18 protein-coding genes and 1 pseudogene are annotated in these 18,109 nt (G+C 35.3%); 13 read left to right on the top strand and 6 right to left on the bottom strand.

The annotated features are described in order from the left end of the window. Window positions 1-276 precede the first annotated feature (276 nt). The gene (locus Ana3638_RS15510) at window positions 277-1,155 is read left to right on the top strand and encodes a PAS domain-containing protein (RefSeq protein WP_161838844.1); all 879 of its coding nucleotides are present in this window, start codon (window positions 277-279) and stop codon (window positions 1,153-1,155) included. Then, window positions 1,152-1,802: a sensor domain-containing diguanylate cyclase gene (locus Ana3638_RS15515; RefSeq protein WP_161838845.1), complete on the top strand. Its 651-nt coding sequence runs from the start codon at window positions 1,152-1,154 to the stop codon at window positions 1,800-1,802. Before Ana3638_RS15510 ends, Ana3638_RS15515 begins: the two co-directional genes overlap by 4 nt. Here Ana3638_RS15515 and Ana3638_RS15520 read toward each other — a convergent pair. Next, window positions 1,795-3,336 carry a putative polysaccharide biosynthesis protein gene (locus Ana3638_RS15520; protein ID WP_161838846.1) on the bottom strand — a complete coding sequence of 514 codons (1,542 nt, stop codon included), beginning with the start codon at window positions 3,334-3,336 and terminating at the stop codon, window positions 1,795-1,797. The two genes, Ana3638_RS15515 and Ana3638_RS15520, sit on opposite strands and share 8 nt — an antisense overlap. A 197-nt stretch (window positions 3,337-3,533) precedes the next feature. Between Ana3638_RS15520 and Ana3638_RS15525 the strand changes: the two genes are divergently transcribed. The 4 genes and pseudogenes from Ana3638_RS15525 to mnmA all read left to right on the top strand — a co-directional run bounded on the left by Ana3638_RS15525 (window position 3,534) and on the right by mnmA (window position 6,809). Continuing rightward, window positions 3,534-4,013, top strand: coding sequence for an RrF2 family transcriptional regulator (locus Ana3638_RS15525; RefSeq protein ID WP_161840581.1), 480 nt, complete (start codon window positions 3,534-3,536; stop codon window positions 4,011-4,013). 27 nt (window positions 4,014-4,040) lie between these two features. Further along, on the top strand, window positions 4,041-5,225 hold the full coding sequence (gene nifS, locus Ana3638_RS15530; RefSeq protein WP_161838847.1) for a cysteine desulfurase NifS: 1,185 nt from the start codon (window positions 4,041-4,043) through the stop codon (window positions 5,223-5,225). 56 nt (window positions 5,226-5,281) lie between these two features. Then, the gene (gene nifU / locus Ana3638_RS15535) at window positions 5,282-5,719 is read left to right on the top strand and encodes a Fe-S cluster assembly scaffold protein NifU (RefSeq protein ID WP_161838848.1); all 438 of its coding nucleotides are present in this window, start codon (window positions 5,282-5,284) and stop codon (window positions 5,717-5,719) included. An 8-nt stretch (window positions 5,720-5,727) separates the two neighbouring features. After that, window positions 5,728-6,809 (top strand): annotated as a pseudogene (gene mnmA, locus Ana3638_RS26825) (tRNA 2-thiouridine(34) synthase MnmA). A 254-nt stretch (window positions 6,810-7,063) separates the two neighbouring features. On the opposite strand, the gene Ana3638_RS15545 reads toward mnmA, so the two are convergent. Together Ana3638_RS15545 and Ana3638_RS15550 are read right to left on the bottom strand one after the other, a co-directional pair. Beyond that, the gene (locus tag Ana3638_RS15545; protein WP_161838849.1) at window positions 7,064-7,879 is read right to left on the bottom strand and encodes a histidinol-phosphatase HisJ family protein; all 816 of its coding nucleotides are present in this window, start codon (window positions 7,877-7,879) and stop codon (window positions 7,064-7,066) included. A gap of 139 nt (window positions 7,880-8,018) precedes the next feature. Next, window positions 8,019-9,776: an Rqc2 family fibronectin-binding protein gene (locus Ana3638_RS15550; protein ID WP_161838850.1), complete on the bottom strand. Its 1,758-nt coding sequence runs from the start codon at window positions 9,774-9,776 to the stop codon at window positions 8,019-8,021. A 324-nt stretch (window positions 9,777-10,100) separates the two neighbouring features. Between Ana3638_RS15550 and Ana3638_RS15555 the strand changes: the two genes are divergently transcribed. From Ana3638_RS15555 to Ana3638_RS25275, 7 genes are all read left to right on the top strand, one after another. Beyond that, window positions 10,101-10,979, top strand: a complete 879-nt coding sequence (locus Ana3638_RS15555; protein WP_161838851.1) for a YicC/YloC family endoribonuclease — start codon at window positions 10,101-10,103, stop codon at window positions 10,977-10,979. Between the two features lie 23 nt (window positions 10,980-11,002). Then, window positions 11,003-11,275, top strand: a complete 273-nt coding sequence (locus Ana3638_RS15560; RefSeq protein WP_161838852.1) for a DUF370 domain-containing protein — start codon at window positions 11,003-11,005, stop codon at window positions 11,273-11,275. A gap of 117 nt (window positions 11,276-11,392) precedes the next feature. Further along, entirely contained in the window at window positions 11,393-11,638 is a 246-nt protein-coding gene (gene rpoZ, locus Ana3638_RS15565) for a DNA-directed RNA polymerase subunit omega (RefSeq protein WP_161838853.1), read from the top strand. Window positions 11,639-11,939: 301 nt separating this feature from the next. Beyond that, on the top strand, window positions 11,940-12,449 hold the full coding sequence (gene lepB, locus Ana3638_RS15570) for a signal peptidase I (protein WP_246241152.1): 510 nt from the start codon (window positions 11,940-11,942) through the stop codon (window positions 12,447-12,449). Between the two features lie 30 nt (window positions 12,450-12,479). Further along, on the top strand, window positions 12,480-13,127 hold the full coding sequence (lepB, locus tag Ana3638_RS15575; protein ID WP_161838855.1) for a signal peptidase I: 648 nt from the start codon (window positions 12,480-12,482) through the stop codon (window positions 13,125-13,127). 426 nt (window positions 13,128-13,553) lie between these two features. After that, window positions 13,554-14,666, top strand: coding sequence for a family 43 glycosylhydrolase (locus Ana3638_RS15580; RefSeq protein ID WP_246240277.1), 1,113 nt, complete (start codon window positions 13,554-13,556; stop codon window positions 14,664-14,666). A 56-nt stretch (window positions 14,667-14,722) separates the two neighbouring features. Then, complete coding sequence (locus Ana3638_RS25275) at window positions 14,723-15,097, top strand: lipocalin-like domain-containing protein (RefSeq protein ID WP_246240279.1); 375 nt, start codon at window positions 14,723-14,725, stop codon at window positions 15,095-15,097. 186 nt (window positions 15,098-15,283) lie between these two features. Here Ana3638_RS25275 and Ana3638_RS26345 read toward each other — a convergent pair whose 3' ends face one another. The 3 genes from Ana3638_RS26345 to Ana3638_RS15590 all read right to left on the bottom strand — a co-directional run bounded on the left by Ana3638_RS26345 (window position 15,284) and on the right by Ana3638_RS15590 (window position 18,108). Next, complete coding sequence (locus Ana3638_RS26345) at window positions 15,284-15,673, bottom strand: hypothetical protein (protein WP_330587597.1); 390 nt, start codon at window positions 15,671-15,673, stop codon at window positions 15,284-15,286. Further along, complete coding sequence (locus Ana3638_RS26350; protein ID WP_330587598.1) at window positions 15,646-16,233, bottom strand: ArsR/SmtB family transcription factor; 588 nt, start codon at window positions 16,231-16,233, stop codon at window positions 15,646-15,648. Before Ana3638_RS26350 ends, Ana3638_RS26345 begins: the two co-directional genes overlap by 28 nt. 300 nt (window positions 16,234-16,533) lie before the next feature. Further along, on the bottom strand, window positions 16,534-18,108 hold the full coding sequence (locus Ana3638_RS15590) for an ABC transporter permease/substrate-binding protein (protein WP_161838856.1): 1,575 nt from the start codon (window positions 18,106-18,108) through the stop codon (window positions 16,534-16,536). Window position 18,109: the final 1 nt, after the last annotated feature.

Genomic DNA, 18,109 nt, shown 5'->3' on the forward strand with positions numbered 1-18,109 from the left:
TTTAACATCTGTTCTAAACAGATGTTATTATTTGCATAAGACGTTCGCTTGAGCGGGTAGCGTTAAATTTTAAGGCGTTCAACAAGTGGGCGTCATTATTTACGCGTTGATAAAACAAGCATATGCAGGATTACCTGCATTAATGTGAGTGTACACGCGAACCGGAGAAACCATACAATATTTCTTACGGTTTATGCTAATGAATGTTGCAGAGTTTATTTACAAAAGAGAACAGTAATGATAAATATTAATGTGAATTAAAGAAGGTGGAATCAGGTGAAAAAAGGAACGCTCTGTTATATTTTTCACAAAGCTTTGCGTAGCAGATTTGTCTCAATTTTATTCGTAAATATTATACTAGTCTTATTATTTTCTTTAAAAATAGTACAAGCACAGGAAAATCTGCCGGAAGATACATATCTGTATTCGAATACTGTTTATTTTGCAGTATTTTGCTTATGTTTAGTGATATTGTGTATACTGGCTATTATTTTTATTTTAAGGTTAAAGCATACCAGTGAAAAAAAGGTAAAGGAAGCTTCCCTGGAGTTGAGGCATATAACAAACAGCATTCATGCAGGGTTTGTTAATTTTAATTTAGAACATAATTATGAGATAATTTATGCCAGTAACGGTTACTATGATATTGTAGGTTATAGCAAAGAAGAAATGCAACAGGAATTAGAGAACAGTGTTACAACATTAATCTTTCCGGATGATTTGGATAAGTTTGCGGCGCTTAAAGATGACTTTGAGAATGGGGAATACATTCAAAAAGAAATCAGGATGAAAACCAAAAGCGGTAATATCATTTGGATTTTATTAAACGGTAATTATATTGAAGATAAAAACGGAAGCCATACGGTATCCGCAGTACTGATAGATATCACGGAATCGAAATTAATGCAGGAAAGGCTTTTATTAGAAGAGGAACGGTATCGGGTAGCAGCTGAAATATCCAACGATATTTTATTTGAATATGAGATTGATGAAGACTTAATGACCTTTGCAGACAAATATAAAGAACTGTATGGCAGGGTTCCGGTAATACCTCATTTTTCAGATTTAAAAACAAATGCGGAAATCATGATTCATCCGGAAGATATGGGGTATTTTCCGAGTATTGCAGGGCACTGCGAAGCGGTAAAGAGATGATCGAATCGGAATTTCGTATAAAAGATATAAAAAACGATTATGTATGGTGTCATACCAGGGGTAAAACAATTTATGATGATAATAAACGTGCCATCCGGGTGATCGGTAAGATAGTTAATATTGATTTACACAAAAAAGAACTGCAAACTTTAGAATACAAAGCAAAAAGGGATCCCTTAACCGGTGTCTATAACAAAAGTGCAACTAAGGATCTAATTGACCATTACATACAAAAACACAGTGATACAAAACACATCTTTATGATTGTGGATATTGATGATTTTAAAAGCATTAACGATAAATTTGGACATTTGCAGGGAGATAAGATATTATCTTTTGTAATTAATCAGGTAAAGATGATTTTTTCGTCAGGTGAAATCATAGGAAGAATCGGCGGAGATGAATTTGCCGTATTTATAGGAGATATCTCTAATAAAGAGACAGTTTTTATTAAGGCAGATTTGCTTCAGCGTGCATTAAGATCTGTTTATCGGGAAGAAGAGTATGAAATATCCGTTTCCGGCAGCATTGGAGTTTCCTTATATCCAAGGGACGGAAAGAATTATAACCAATTATTAAATTGTGCGGATAAAGCTTTATATGATGTGAAAGACCAAGGCAAGGATGGATTTAAGCTGTTTACTTAAAATCTTTTAAGGAAACAGCTTTTGTTATGCCAAGTAATAATATAAAGGATATGCAGATTAAAAAACAGCATCCTAATACAATGGAAAGACTTCCTGCCGCCGGTGCTATGTATTCATATAACCTGAACAACAGATAGCCGCTTAAGGCCACAATAATTCCAGGTTTTAATATGAAATCTGCAGCATCAAAAGGCGGTTTAATTCTTTTAATTACAATAAAACCATCAAAAGCCGTAATTACCAATTGACTGATTAAAAGACTGATTAAATAGCCATTCATACCCTGCTTCGGTACCAGATAAAGTATCAGTAATATACGGAAGGACATACCGACTACGGAATTAGCAAAGGTTAAATGAGCCAAACCTAAACCGTTGATAATACTGCTTAATGTTGTGGTAATATACAGGAATGGACATAACCAGGCTAAGGTAGTAAGCAGACTTCCTGCAAGTTCATTATGAAATATGATATTGCCTAATTCCTGGCCGAAGCTGACAAAAATTCCTGCACTTAAGATACCGATTAACATACTATATTTAATAGAAATAGCAGTTGTTTTTTTAATCATGGTATCATTACTTGATGACTGGGCTTCTGAAATGGTTGGAAGTAATAATACGGATAAGGAATTTGTTATTGCGGAAGGAAACATAATAAAAGGCATGGACATTCCGTTTAATATACCGTAGATACTTAATGCTTCCGAATTGCTTAAGCCATATTTCTTCAGCATATTTGGTATAAGAATAGCTTCCACACTATGTAATATACTAATTAGTAACCGGTTTGCCGTTAGCGGAACAGTCATACGAAACAGACGGCCGGTTATTTTTTCGTTTTTATAATGAGGCGAAGTTTGGGTAGATTTAGCAAGGTGTGATAATTCCCTTGGAGTGCTGGTACAATATAAAGATGCTAAATTATAAACCTGAGATGCGATTTCTCCGATTACAACACCTAAGACTGCTAATTCACTGGTGATTTTTATATCTCCTTTTCCAACATAAGATGCTACGATATAAACAAAAAAAACACGTATTATTTGTTCTAATAATTGAGTTGTTGCAGGAACACCTGCTTTTTTTAAACCATAATAATAACCATTAATACAGGCCGTTATACCGCAGAATGGGAAAGCATAGGCAAGTATCCGTAAAGAAGAGGCGCAGCCTGGTTCTCTTAGAATATTGGTTGCAATCATATTCGAATAGCGGGATACAAGAAAGGTTAATACTATAGCTGTACTTAATGACATAATAATACCGATTTTTAGTACATTCTGTAAATTTTTATAATGTTTTTTACCTAGTTCGTTGGCCACCAAAGTTGATATGGCTGTCTGAATACCGGAAGCAAATATGGTAAAACAGATCATATAAATTGGAAATACCAACTGATAAATTCCCATGATTTCAGCGCCCATCGCGTTGGATAGAAAAATACGATAAAAAAAACCGATAAAACGGGTGGCCAGGCCCGCTAAGGTAAGTACTACGGTACCCTTAATTAAATTACTTTTATTTTTTGTCATGAATAATTCCTACCGATGATAATAGAACTTATTTAAATATATTCGGAGAGTATAAAACAATTCCAAATCTATTGACAAATTGGAAATGGAATGATAATATGTAACAATAAAGTGCACTGTTTTAGTAGGAAATAAATTACTAGGAAATGAAATAGTAGGAATTAAACTCCCGAAATGGATAAAAGTGAGGTGGTATGATGAAACTATCTACAAAGGGTAGATATGGATTACGTGCAGTTTTAGATTTAGCTATAAACGGGAAAAATGAAGCAGTTGCTTTAAGTGGAATTGCGGAACGTCAGGATATTTCCATTAGTTATTTGGAACAGTTAATTGCGAAATTGAAAAAAGCAGGAATCGTAAACAGTATCAGAGGTGCACAAGGCGGCTATATCTTAGCTAAAAAGCCGGAAGAGATATCCGTTGGTGATATACTGAGAGCTTTGGAGGGAGATTTAAATCCTGTCGATTGTGCTGAAATCATTGGCAGCGGATCATCTTGTACCGGTGCGGATTTGTGTGTAACAAAATATGTCTGGATGCGTATTAGTGATAGTATAAATAATACCGTTGATACCATGATGCTATCTGAATTAATGGAAGAAAGCGAAAAGATTCGTTCCGAACATGGAATTTCGGAAAGTGACAACCGTAAAAGACCGACTTGCGGGCAATAGGAAATTTTAAAATAGGAGATGACACAGATGGAAAAAAAGATTTATTTAGATAATGCAGCTACAACAAAAACACGTCCGGCAGTTGTGGAAGCTATGCTCCCATATTTTACGGAGAGCTTCGGTAATCCATCCAGCGTGTATGAACTTGCAACACAGAATAAAAAGGCAGTTGACGAGGCCAGAGGTATTATTGCAAAAGCCCTGAATACAGAAATTTCTGATATTTATTTTACTGCCGGCGGTACGGAATCAGACAACTGGGCATTAAAAGCTACCGCAGAAGCTTACGCATCAAAAGGTAATCATATCATTACTTCAAGAATTGAACATCATGCCATTTTGCATACCTGTGAGTACTTGGAAAAACATGGTATGGAGGTATCTTATATTGATGTGGACGAGAATGGCCTTATTAAGTTAGACGAGTTAAAGAAAGCAATCCGCCCGACTACCATCTTAATCTCTGTTATGTTTGCTAATAATGAAATTGGTACCATTCAGCCAATTAAGGAGATCGGTGAAATAGCAAAGGCAAACAATATATTATTCCACACAGATGCTGTCCAGGCATTCGGTCAGCTTGCTATCGATGTGAACGAATTAAATATAGATATGTTAAGTGCCAGCGGACATAAATTAAACGGTCCGAAAGGCATCGGATTTCTTTATATCCGCAAAGGTTTAAAATTAAAATCTTTTGTACACGGCGGAGCACAGGAAAGACACAGAAGAGCCGGAACTGAAAATGTTCCAGCCATTGTCGGACTTGGCAAAGCAGTTGAAATTGCTATGGAAACCCTGGAAGAACGTCAGCAAAAAGAAATTGAATTAAGGGATAAACTGATTAAGAGAATTTTATCAGAAGTAACTTATGTACGTTTAAACGGACACAGGACAAAACGCCTTCCTAATAATGCAAATTTCAGTTTTCAGTTTATTGAGGGTGAATCTCTTCTGATTATGCTTGATATGCAGAATATTTGTGCTTCCAGCGGTTCAGCCTGTACTTCCGGTTCTCTGGATCCATCCCATGTTTTATTAGCAATAGGACTGCCTCATGAAATTGCACATGGTTCCTTACGTTTGACTTTATGCGAGGATAATACGGAAGAAGAAATGGATTATGTAGTAGAAAAAATTAAAGAAATCGTGGAAAAATTGCGTTCCATGTCACCTCTTTATGAGGATTTTGTTAAAGGCAGTCATAAGTAATATAAATAAATTTTAGCATCATTTGGTGATGGTCTTGTGATAAAGGAGGAATTAAGATGTATAGTGAGAAAGTAATGGATCATTTTACTAACCCAAGAAATGTAGGGGAAATAGAGAATGCCAGCGGTGTGGGTACTGTCGGTAACGCAAAATGCGGTGATATTATGAGAATTTACCTGGATATTAATAAAGATGGAATAATCCAGGATGTTAAGTTTAAAACATTTGGTTGCGGTGCTGCCGTAGCTACCAGTAGTATGGCTACCGAATTGGTAAAAGGTAAAAATGTTCAGGAAGCATTACAGATTACCAATAAAGCTGTTATGGATGCATTAGATGGTCTGCCTGCAGTTAAAGTTCATTGTTCTTTATTAGCAGAAGAAGCAATTCATGCAGCTTTATGGGATTATGCTACTAAGAATAATATTGAAATCGAAGGATTGGAAAAACCCAAATCAGATATCAGTGAAGGGGAAGAAGAAGAAGTCTACTAGGAGGTTTAATGGAAAAAAAGAAAGTAGTAGTAGGCATGTCCGGTGGAGTTGATTCTTCTGTTGCTGCCTATCTACTGAAAGACGCCGGTTATGATGTAATTGGTGTTACCATGCAGATATGGCAGGATGAAGAGGTAGCGGCGCAGGAAGAGAGCGGAGGCTGCTGTGGATTAAGTGCAGTGGATGATGCGAGAAGAGTAGCCTTTGCACTGGACATACCTTATTATGTAATGAATTTTAAAAATGAATTTAAAAAAGCTGTTATTAATTATTTTGCAGAAGAATATGTAAAAGGTAACACACCCAATCCGTGTATCGCATGTAACCGTTATGTAAAGTGGGAATCTCTTTTAAAACGTTCTTTGGATATTGGCGCCGATTATATTGCCACCGGTCATTATGCTAGAGTAGTACAATTGGATAATGGAAGATATACTTTAAAAAAATCAGCAACGTCAGAAAAGGATCAGACTTATGCGCTGTATAATCTGACTCAGTATCAGCTGGCACATACCCTTATGCCGGTAGGGAGTATACAAAGGATGAGATTCGTAATATAGCTAAAAATATTAATCTAAGGGTTGCGAATAAACCGGACAGCCAGGAAATCTGTTTTATTCCGGATAATGATTATGCAAAATTCATCACGGAATATTCCGGAAAAGAACCGGAGGAGGGTAATTTTGTTACCCCGGATGGAAAGATTATCGGCAAACATAAAGGTATCATTCATTATACCGTCGGACAAAGAAAAGGTTTAAATCTTGCAATGGGACACCCCGTATTTGTCCTGGCTATACGTCCTGAGACAAATGAAGTTGTTATCGGTAACAGTGATGAAGTATATAGTAATAAGTTGTATGCTGATAACCTGAATTTTATGTCCATAGAAGATTTAGCGGATGAAATGGAAGTGATTGCCAAGATTCGTTACAGCCATAAAGGGTCAAACTGTACGATCCGCAAAATAGATGAGAATAAAGTAGAATGTATTTTTGAAGAACCACAAAGGGCAGTAACTCCCGGACAGGCTGTTGTATTTTACGACGGTGATTATGTCGTTGGCGGAGGAACGATTGTTCGAACGTGATTCGTCTATGATTAAAAAACGTGAGAAACTTACATTAGGTAGTTCCTCACGTTTTTTATTATCCGCGAAAGCAAAGTGAGAATTAGCATGCTTGCTTGCAATATTTCGAACGCACGAACGGAAGAAATTCGGGGAGCATGTTCTTCCGTTTCTCTTAGGTAAACCTTAATGGTAAATTTAAGCTAACCATATGTTATTATTTAAGCTAACTTTATGTTGTTATATATGTTAAGCTGACATGTCTATTTTATACTTTATTTAAGTTTCTCAAATATAGGTTTTCTGTTTTCATAAGTTACATAATAGTCAAAACCCAGAGTGCGTAATAATTCTTCCGCCTTTGGAAAGTCATATCCCAAATGTTCGGGAGCGTGGCCGTCGGAACCTATGGTAATTACTTCACCGCCTAATTCCTTATACCGCTTTAGAATATCACTATGGGGATGTGCGAAACCGAGTCCGTATTTATAACCGGCAGTATTCACTTCGATACCTTTACCATGTTGAATAATGGTTCTTAATACCTCATCAATAATATCCCCATATTTTTTATAAGAATAAGTCTGTATCAGGGTCTTATCCGGTACATAACGGATGACATAGTCCAAATGTCCATAAACCTGAAAACCGGCAAAAGCCTTAACATTATCTATAATGCTTTGAAAGTATATTTCAACACCTTTTTCCGGTGACTGATTCATCCAATATTCAGGGTAATAGGGATCCAGGCCGTTAACCAGATGAGAAGAACCAATTGCAAAATCAAAATCATACTTTTCAATCAAAGCTTCGTACCTGGGAGCAAGGTAGGGTTGTAATCCAAGTTCAATTCCTTTTAAAACTTTAATTTTTGACTTATAATGCCCGGTCATGTCGGCTAATTTTGTAAAATATTCCTCCGGATTAAAAATAAAGGGCAAGCCATTGGTATTTGGAAAGTCATAATCCATATGGTCAGTAAAGCATATTTTACTCATTCCAAGAGATATTGCCTTTTCAATCATATCCTCCATGGGAGCAGTAGAATCACTGGAAAAAGAGGAATGTACATGGTAATCTGCTATAATCATTTTAACCTCCCTTGTATAACACATCTGCGTACCGATGCGCTACTGCCGCATAATAAAATGTGAAACTAGGTTCACAGGTTGAAAGAATCTGCATGCGGCACCTTTCTATTCTTTTATTTTCTTTCAACCTATCTCCGCTTTATGAAATCTGAACAATACCCGATATATCAGGAGATACTAACATGGAGTAGTTGGTATAATATACTACAAAACCAGGTTTTCCTCCACTTGGTTTTTTAACATTTTTCTTTTCCGTATAATCAATTTCTACCTTGTCTGCATCTCTTCCTTTAGAGTAATAAGCAGCAAGTTTTGCGGCTTCTTCAAAGGTCCTGTCCGGTATTTCATTACCCCCGGTCTGTACGATAACATGAGAACCGGCAATTTTTTTCGCATGAAACCACCAGTCGGCTCCCACAGCGAACTTGAAAGTCAGTTCATCGTTCTGATAATTATTTTTGCCTACATATATGTGATACCCATCGGATGAAATATAATGAAACGGTTTACTGGTTATTTTTTGTTTTTTAATTTTAGCACCCGGTTTACCTGCTGTGTATTTACGTTTCATATACCCATATTCCATGAGTTCTTCTTTTAACTGGGCTAAATCTTCTTCCGCCAGTGCGATATCCAGAGAAGTTCGTATGGAATCCAAATGCACCAGATCCATCTTGGTTTCTTCTATAAAATTAGATAATGCTTCGTAGGTACGTTTTAATTTGTTGTATTTTTCAAAATAATGTTTGGCGTTTTCAGCCGGAGTTATTGTTGAATCTAAAGGGATAGTAATCTCTTCATTGGTATAATAGTTCAGGGCTGTCAATGACTTGGCACCTGGTTCTAAACTGTAACCGTAGGTATTAATCAATTCCCCGTATACTTTATATTTATCCCTTTTTTCCGTATCTTTTAATTGTTTTAACTGAAGTTCGTATTTCTTCGTATTCCTTTCTATGGCATTGGCAACTATCTTACGCAAATCCACAGATTTTTGGCGGATACGGGTAACCGTATTTTTAGCAGCATAAAAAGATTCTAGAACTTCTGAAATAGATTCAAATTCTTTCTTATCAAGGCCATCATAACAAGATAGAGGAAAACAGGAGAATTCAATAGGAACCCCTTCCTCTAATACGATATTGGGGATATAATTATGTTCCTTTATATCAGAAATTAAACGTTCCAGATTCTTGTATAAATGCAGCCCCTCCGATTCCGAAAGAGAACTGGTTGAAGCCTCGGAATCAATAGAAGACCGGTAACAGACTTCATTAGCCATTAACGGACTGAATCCGGTAAGTGAAGTATAAATTGCTTTTCCAATAGGTAACGGTTTAACCAAAACAGCTTCCATAAATTCTTCATAATTTATGGTTAAAGGATCTTTTTTCTCTCCGACTAAGGGAAGAAAATATTCCCTGCCCGGAAGTACTTCGCGTACGGAGCTAACTAAATGGGAAATATGTTTTATACTGTCTATAATCATATCTTTATCATCCAGAAAGATAATATTACTGTGTTTTCCCATTACCTCCAGAACGAGATACTTGATACATAAATCACCCATTTCATTAAGATGCTCAATCTTAAACCTTAAAATTCGCTCAAGCCCCGGCTGCGTAATGTCTAAAATTCTTGCACTGTTTAAATGCTTTCTAAGCAGCATACAGAATCCGGGAGCAGTCATTGGATTTTGTTTGTTTTCTTCCGTTAAATATACTAACGGTAAACTTGCGTTAGCAGAAAGAAATAGTTTGTAGTTATCCCGGTTATTTTTTATAGTCAGAACTAACTCATCTTTTTCAGGCTGGGAAATCTTACTGATTCTGCCGTCTATGAGTTTTGTTTTTAATTCATAAACCAGATTAGATATGACAAGTCCGTCTAAAGCCATGTTATTTCTCCTTTATATTAAAGTGGATACAACTTATTATATAAAAATTGTTCCGTGTTTATTTATGCGAAAGCATAGAAAGGCTGTTACTGATTTCTTCTCATATTATAAGGGTACTATCAAGAATCAGTATATTAATACCAAATAGTATAACATTAGACAGTAGGAGAAGCAATAATTTTTCTGACATATTTTATGAACCAGTCTTGACTTGTCGTAGTATATCTACTATAATAAATTCAAATGCCTGTAAAGATTCCGAGGTGAGTCGAATATATATCATTTCTGGCATTATAAAACTTTATATTGAAAGAACGTGTGAATATGTTAAAAAGTATGACTGGCTTCGGTAGATGTGAAGAAGTAGGAGAAGAACGAAAGATAATTGTTGAAATGAAGGCAGTAAACCACCGGTATTGTGACATTTCCATTAAGATGCCCAAGAAACTTAGCTTTTTTGAAGCAGGTATACGAAATGTTTTAAAACAATATATTGGACGTGGTAAGGTGGATGTATTTATCACGTATGAAGATTTTACTGAAAATAATGTTTGTGTAAAATATAATGAAGACATTGCAAAAGAATATTTAAAATATCTGACTCATATGAGTGAAACTTTTCAAATCGAAAATGATATCAGGGTATCAAATTTATCCAGATTTCCGGATATATTTACCTTGGAAGAGCAGACTATAGATGAACAGGAACTTTGGAAAATAGTTGAGAAAGCGGTTAGAACTGCTGCAGAACAATTGGTAGAGGCGAGAATTGCAGAAGGTTTGAATCTAAAAAAGGATTTATATGGGAAACTGGATGGCATGGTGGACTACATTAATTTTATTGAAGAAAGATCACCCCAGATTGTTACTGAGTATAGACAAAAGCTTACTGCTAAAGTATATGAATTATTAGGCGATACCAAATTAGATGAAAGTATCCTTGCAACTGAAGTTACTGTATTTGCGGATAAAATCTGTGTAGATGAAGAAACCGTAAGGTTAAGAAGTCACATAATGAATATGAAAAATACGTTGGAAGCCGGAGAGGAAATCGGACGAAAACTGGATTTCATCGCCCAGGAGATGAATCGCGAGGCCAATACCATATTGTCAAAAGCAAATGACATTCATATAACCAACAAAGCGATTGATTTAAAAACGGAAATAGAGAAAATCAGAGAACAGATTCAGAACATAGAATAACACATCGAAATGAGGTACAGAAATTGAATCGATTAATTAATATAGGATTTGGTAATGTAGTCAATTCGAATAAGATAGTTGGAATCATTAGCCCTGAAGCTGCACCGATAAAAAGAATGGTACAAAGTGCCAAGGATGCCGGAACAGCGATAGATGCAACCTGCGGAAGGAAAACAAAAGCCGTTATTGTAACAGACAGCGGACATTTGGTATTATCCGCTTTATTACCTGAAACCATTGCAAATCGGGTAAATATAAAAGAAGAAACTGATACCGTGGTATCTTACAATGAATAAAGATAAAAATATATCCGATATATCAATTATAACTTACAAAAAAAGAAATATATAAAATAAAAATATATAAATAAAAATATATATTTTGAAAGCTTATGCATACGGAAGGAGATTAATATGTTACATCCATCATATACAGACCTAATGAAAGTAGTAAACAGCGAGGTAGAACCAGGAGAACAGCCTGTAGTAAATAGCAGATATTCCATCGTTTTAGCAACTGCTAAAAGAGCCAGACAACTAATTAACGGAGTTGACCCTATGGTTCGTGCAACTTCCGCAAAACCTTTATCCATAGCGGTAGAAGAATTATATCAGTCAAAAGTAAAAATTGTGAATGACGATGAAACAAAAGAAGCATAATATTAGCTCATGCGTATGATTTAGATGAGCTCTGGTGAGCACTTTCGTGTGATTCCTTATTTAATATTGAGATTCTATAGCAGAATTATAGAATCATCATAAAATAATAAGGTATCCTGCGAGAGTGCTTTATCATATATTATGCTACGGCTTAATAAGCCTAAGCCTAAGATGGGAGATCTATATGGAAGACAATAAGGATAGGTCCTGGTTAAGGGTATCGGAAGAGTTAAATACAACAGATGATCAGGAATTGGAACAGAAGGTAAAACAGGCAAATTACGGAAAAGAAATTAGTGAAATGATTATTTACTTTGTTGTGGTCATTGTATCTGTGCTATTAATACATCAATTTGTGGGGCAGCAGATAGAAGTTAGCGGCAGTTCCATGGAGAGTACGCTACATAACGAAGATCATTTAATATTGGAAAAAGTATCTTATGAAATAAATAAACCAAAGCGCTTTGATATTGTTGTCTTCAGACCTTATGAGGAGGATAAAGACACTTACTATATAAAAAGGGTAATTGGACTTCCAGGAGAAACGATTCAGATAATCGGAAGTGATATCTATATTAATGATCAACTCCTTAATGAAGATTATGGAAATAATCCCATAGCAGACGGCGGGATAGCGAAAGAACCGATTGTTTTAGGAAAAGATGAATATTTTCTATTGGGAGATAATAGAAATAACAGCAAGGACAGCCGAGATTCCAGTATTGGTGCTGTAGAAAGAAAAGCTATCATCGGACGCGCATGGGTAAGAATCTGGCCATTTGAGAAGTTTGGTGTATTGGAGCATCAATAAATTACTGAAAGCTGATTGGAGATTATAATAATGAGCGGAGAGAAAAAAACAGAAGAATTCGAAGAAGAAAACGGTAAAGAGAATATAGAAGAATACGAGCCATATTATTCAGTTGATAATACAAAGGTAAAGAAAGAAGAGAAAAAGCGGAAACATTTATCTATCCTGATGGATATTATTATATATGCAATTATTATATATACTTGTGTTTACTTAATACCGACTTATGTAATACAAAGAACTATAGTGGATGGTCCATCAATGGAAAATACCCTGCATAACGGGGAGCATCTTATGGTAGAAAAAATAAGTTATCATTTAGATAAATTAAAACGCTTTGATATTATAGTATTCTATCCTCATGGAAGAAAGAATGAAGAGTATTATGTAAAGCGGATTATCGGTTTACCGGGAGAGACGATACAGATAAAAGGCAGCGATATCTATATCAATGGTGAAAGACTGAAAGAAAATTACGGAAAAGAACCGATTACCTTCGCCGGGACAGCAGAAGAACCGTTGACTTTAGGAGATGGTGAATATTTTGTTATGGGAGATAATCGGGAAGTAAGCTTAGATAGCCGCTATGAGGAAGTCGGAGTTGTTCCGAGAGAAAATATCGGTGGACGTGCAATTCTTCGAATATGGCCGCTTAAAAAATTTGGTTTATTAAATTAAATACTAAATATAAAAATCAGAAAAAAGCAGTTACAAATAAGTGAAAAACTATTTGCAACTGCTTTTTTTTATTTCCGCGAAAGCAAAGTGAAAATTAGCAAGCTTGCTTGCAATAATTCCAATGCGCCCGTAAACCGGAAGAAACTCGCAAACGTGTTCTTCCGGTTTTAGTTACGCAAAGGGCATAAGTATATTACTAATATAAACAGGAATGGGAACGGAAGATAAGAGCTAATGGAATAACCCGTATAAATGATTTTAATTAATTTATATAGTAAATAATAAAATAATTGACATTTATATAAAACAGATTTACTATAAAGAGGTAATAAGTATAGTTAATAATAAATTAGTTTACTACAATGTAAATAATAACTACAACATTAATGGGCAATTACCTAATAACATTAATAATAGGGGGTTAATATGAAAAAAAATATGTTTATAGGTTTTATTACTATGTCTATGGTACTGTTAACAGGTTGTTCAGGGAATATTCATGAAACAGTGGCAAATACAGGACGAAATATAAAAAATAATCCGGACAAATTGGTTTCATCAGTTATTACTGTTCCGAAGGATATGAAACTGAAAGCGGATAATCCGGTTACTTATACTTTTAAAGATGTGTCGGTACATGATCCCTCCATTATAGAAACAGGAGGAGAATATTACATATTTGGTTCTCATTTGGCAGGAGCAAAGTCAAAAGATCTTATGAATTGGGATTTAATCGGATCCGGTGTTACAAAAAATAATCCCATTATACCGGATGCCAGGAATGAAATGAAAGAAGCTTTCCAATGGGCTAAAACAAATACTTTTTGGGCGCCGGATGTAATACAGCTTAAGGATGGCCGTTATTATATGTATTACTGTACCTGTGAGGGAAGTTCGCCCTTAGCCAGTCTGGGAGTAGCCGTTTCGGATAAGGTGGAAGGACCGTATAAAGATCTTGGAATTATACTAAAATCGGGAATGGGTCCGGGGATACCCAGTGAGGATGGTAATACCTATGACGCTACCATTCAGCCTAATGTAGTGGATCCGTGCTTATATTACGACACCAGCGGCAGGTTATGGATGTCTTATGGTTCCTATTCGGGTGGTATTTTTATATTGGAAATGAATCCGGAAACGGGGTTTCCGTTAGAAAAAGGGTATGGTAAGAAAATACTGGGAGGCAATCATGTCAGGATAGAAGGCTCTTTTGTTATATATAGTCCTGAAACAAAATATTATTATATGTTCTTATCCTTTGGTGGGTTAGCAAAAGACGGAGGTTATAATATAAGGGTGATCCGGTCTAAAACACCGGACGGACCTTTTTACGATTCCAATGGAAATGATATGATTCATTGCAAAGGTAAGGACGGAACTTTTTTTAACGATGAATCCATTTACCAATATGGTACTAAGCTAATGGGAAGCTATCGATTCGATTGGGTGAAAGGAGAAGAAGGGGAGAAACGGTATGGATATGTATCCCCCGGTCATAATTCTGTATTATACAATGATAAGACCGGACAATATTTTTAATTTTCCATACACGTTTTGAAACAAAGGGTGAATTTCATGAAGTACGGGTACACCAGATGTATTTAAATGAAGATGGCTGGCCGGTGGTATCACCTTACCGTTATACCGGTGAAAAAATTGAAAGATATTCAGATAAACAAATAACAGGAATTTATAAATACATTAATCATAGCAATACCATATCTCCGGAAGTGGTCGTGTCAAAATTAATAGAGTTGAACGAAGATTATACCATAACCGGAGCGGTAATCGGTTCCTGGAAATTGGATAAAGACGGTACCGGCATTATTATAACGATAGGAGAAAATTCATACAAGGGTGTTGTGAATAAAGAGTGGGATGAATCCGGTAAAAAGAATGTAATGACCTTTACGGCACTTTCTGATAAAGGTATAGCCATATGGGGAAGCGGCCTTGCGCCAATGGAATAATTAAGAAAGAGGGAAGCTGGTTTTTCAGGAGGTCCTAGTACTCACTTGCTCTGTCTCTTTAGTAAAGATTTCATAATCATGTCATGTGCAGGCCATGGTAGTATAGCTCATAGGGAGTAACTTCCTATGAACTAAAAATGGGTATATAATTCAAAGAAGCTTCGAACTATATACCCATATTGTATTTTATAAAGTATCCGTATTGGATTGGTTAGAATTATCCTCAATAGGACTATAATGGATACGAACTTTAATATCCTGATTATAATTGCCGAAATTACGTCCGAATATAGTTAATCCGCCTACATGTTCCGCATCATCCGGAACTGCAAATTTAAACTTAATAGTACTTCTATAATCCAGATTCAAATCCTTTAAGGAGACGCCTGAAATTTGAAGGCCGTCAATAAATGTTCCGGTATTATTAATTACGATTAATTTAAGTAATCCATATTGATTCCAGTTAGGGTACCACCAGTCAGGGGTAAAAATCCCTTTTACATCACCAAAATCTCCGGGGCTGGTCCACATTCCAAGGCATTTTTCATTTAAATAAAAGTAAATATCGGAGGCCATACATCATTGACTCCCGGTGCTTCCGAACTAAGCTCAGCGGATATAGTTATTTGATCTATTTTTTGCTGTACCGGTAAAAAGTTAGGAATGATATATTCCACATATCCTTTTGTAAACCATAAAATGTCACTATCTATTCGGCTGGGATGAGCAAAATATCTGGCATCGTCTACTTCACCGATTAACTGATTTGCAGTTGCCAGTCCACAAGTAGGAAATATCTTGTAATCGGAATAATGACCGATTTTAAGTTCGGTTTCATAGATATTTTTCTTTTGCTCTTCACTATCAAATTCAACAAGTATTTTGTCCAGGTGTACCATACATTTTTTTTGATTACCGTGGCCTGCGGATTCACTGACAATTGTAACGATTCCACAATCCTCTAATTTTTTTATATGACTGGTCAGAGCGCCGTTTGTAATGTTTAAACTGCTGGCTAGTTCGTTCATATTCATTCCTTTATTTTTTAATAATAACTTAATGATAGATATCCTGATCTCCGAACCAAGAGCTTTAAATACATCCAGGCCTTCATCCAATGTTTTAATATGCAGCATGTATGATACCTCCCTTTTCTCTTTGTATATTTTTTCATATTAGCTTATTATAAAGCAAAATCTAAAATAAATCAAGAGTATGCAATGTTAGAAATAAGATTTTATATATAGATTAATTTAAAATACATATAAGATTTTTTTATAAAATCAGTTACTTTTGTATCAGTTTTCCTGTTTTATAAATAGAAATTTAATAAAATAAGGAATATAATCTGTACAAATAAAAATAATTTAGCATTAAAATATTAATCTAAAAATGCTAAATTATTTTATGATTATTTTAAGTTAATAATTTTTATCTTATCCAGTAATCAACCCTTTTTCCAGTAAAAATTCTTTTGCAACAACCGCAGGTTCCATCTGGAGTTCATCAACCTTATAATTTAATTCAATCATTACTTCATCGGTCAGTATATCACCAAGTTCTTCTATGACAGGTACCAATTCAGGATAGGTTTTAATGATTTCAGCTCTTGCTAAAGGTATTGCATAATAGGGTGGAAAGAAGTGTTTATCATCTTCTAAGGTAACCAGATCAAATTTCTTTAATAAACCGTCTGTAGAAAAGGCATCAACAACATCTGTTTCCTGATTCATTAAAGCAACATATCTTGGTGAACCATCCAGACCGGTTGTATCTTTAAAATTAAAATTATAAAATTTTGTCAACCCGGGTACACCATCAATCCGGTTCAAAAATTCCAATGTAGTACCGGCACGCAGATCGGATGCAACTTTTGCAAGATCACTAATGGTTTTAAGGTTATATTTATCAGCGGTTTCTTTTGTTACGGCCAGAACATAAGTATTATTAAAAGCCATTTGTTTTAAAACATCAATGTCAAATTTGTTATTAAAATCTGTCTTAACCGTGTTATATACTTTCTCCATATCAGAAATAGGAGGATAATTTAATGTATCACCATAAGCGGTTCCGCTGTAATCAAAATAAAGATCAATATCACCGGATTTCAGTGCTGAAAAGCATACCTGGGTTCCGCCAAGATTTATTTTACGTTCTACTGTGATATCTGTTTTTTCTTCTATTAAATCAGAAAACATATTAGCTAAGATATGCTGTTCGGTAAAATCTTTACTTCCTATTCGAATTACTTTTTCGGACCGGTTTATTCCGGTTACTGCTGTAATAACCAATATTACTGCTAAACATACCGCAGTTGTTAATAAAATAAATTTATGAATTCTATTTTGATTTGCTTTTTTTCTATTTAGTAATCCATCCTTTTGCAGGCTGATGGGTGTCACTGATTTCTCAATTAATCCAATCAGAAAATCTACAAGCAATGCAAGGATACATGCAGGGATTGCACCTGCTAATATTTGATTGTTATTTACCGTTCTGATACCGGAGAAGACTAGAAAGCCAAGACCGCCTGCACCGATAAAAGCTGCCATTGTCATAAGTCCCACGGCCGTAACAGCAGATATCCTTACACCTGCCATTATAACAGGCAGAGCTAAAGGAATCTGTACTTTATATAAAATCTGTAGTTTAGTCAGTCCAATTCCGCGTGCGGCTTCTAAGGTCTGGGTATTTATATTCTGGATTCCTGTATAGGTATTTTTTATGATCGGCAGTAATGAGTATAATATTACCATTACCACTGCCGGTAAAGTACCTATACCTAAAAACGGTATTGCAAATCCAAGCAAAGCCATACTTGGGATTGCCTGAACAAGATTGGCAATTCCTAATATAGGTTTATTCAATTTTTTTACATAACTTATCAGGATACCTAACGGAACTCCGATTAAAATAGCAAAACCAACCGATATGGCTGTAAGCCGGATATGTTCCATAGTTAATGTTAGTATTTGATTACTGTTTTGAATGATATAATTAATAAAATTCATA

Source organism: Anaerocolumna sedimenticola (assembly GCF_009931695.1).
GTDB classification, from domain to species: Bacteria; Bacillota; Clostridia; order Lachnospirales; family Lachnospiraceae; genus Anaerocolumna; species Anaerocolumna sedimenticola.

What these genes read in the sequence shown, in the direction of transcription:
- Ana3638_RS15515 (WP_161838845.1), top strand. Translation starts at nt 1,152, where the DNA reads ATGATCGAATCGGAATTTCGTATAAAAGATATAAAAAACGATTATGTA.
- Ana3638_RS15520 (WP_161838846.1), bottom strand. Translation starts at nt 3,336, where the DNA reads ATGACAAAAAATAAAAGTAATTTAATTAAGGGTACCGTAGTACTTACC.
- Ana3638_RS15525 (WP_161840581.1), top strand. Translation starts at nt 3,534, where the DNA reads ATGAAACTATCTACAAAGGGTAGATATGGATTACGTGCAGTTTTAGAT.
- nifS (WP_161838847.1), top strand. Translation starts at nt 4,041, where the DNA reads ATGGAAAAAAAGATTTATTTAGATAATGCAGCTACAACAAAAACACGT.
- nifU (WP_161838848.1), top strand. Translation starts at nt 5,282, where the DNA reads ATGTATAGTGAGAAAGTAATGGATCATTTTACTAACCCAAGAAATGTA.
- Ana3638_RS15545 (WP_161838849.1), bottom strand. Translation starts at nt 7,879, where the DNA reads ATGATTATAGCAGATTACCATGTACATTCCTCTTTTTCCAGTGATTCT.
- Ana3638_RS15550 (WP_161838850.1), bottom strand. Translation starts at nt 9,776, where the DNA reads ATGGCTTTAGACGGACTTGTCATATCTAATCTGGTTTATGAATTAAAA.
- Ana3638_RS15555 (WP_161838851.1), top strand. Translation starts at nt 10,101, where the DNA reads ATGTTAAAAAGTATGACTGGCTTCGGTAGATGTGAAGAAGTAGGAGAA.
- rpoZ (WP_161838853.1), top strand. Translation starts at nt 11,393, where the DNA reads ATGTTACATCCATCATATACAGACCTAATGAAAGTAGTAAACAGCGAG.
- lepB (WP_246241152.1), top strand. Translation starts at nt 11,940, where the DNA reads ATGATTATTTACTTTGTTGTGGTCATTGTATCTGTGCTATTAATACAT.
- lepB (WP_161838855.1), top strand. Translation starts at nt 12,480, where the DNA reads ATGAGCGGAGAGAAAAAAACAGAAGAATTCGAAGAAGAAAACGGTAAA.
- Ana3638_RS15580 (WP_246240277.1), top strand. Translation starts at nt 13,554, where the DNA reads ATGAAAAAAAATATGTTTATAGGTTTTATTACTATGTCTATGGTACTG.
- Ana3638_RS25275 (WP_246240279.1), top strand. Translation starts at nt 14,723, where the DNA reads ATGTATTTAAATGAAGATGGCTGGCCGGTGGTATCACCTTACCGTTAT.
- Ana3638_RS26345 (WP_330587597.1), bottom strand. Translation starts at nt 15,673, where the DNA reads ATGGCCTCCGATATTTACTTTTATTTAAATGAAAAATGCCTTGGAATG.
- Ana3638_RS26350 (WP_330587598.1), bottom strand. Translation starts at nt 16,233, where the DNA reads ATGCTGCATATTAAAACATTGGATGAAGGCCTGGATGTATTTAAAGCT.
- Ana3638_RS15590 (WP_161838856.1), bottom strand. Translation starts at nt 18,108, where the DNA reads ATGAATTTTATTAATTATATCATTCAAAACAGTAATCAAATACTAACA.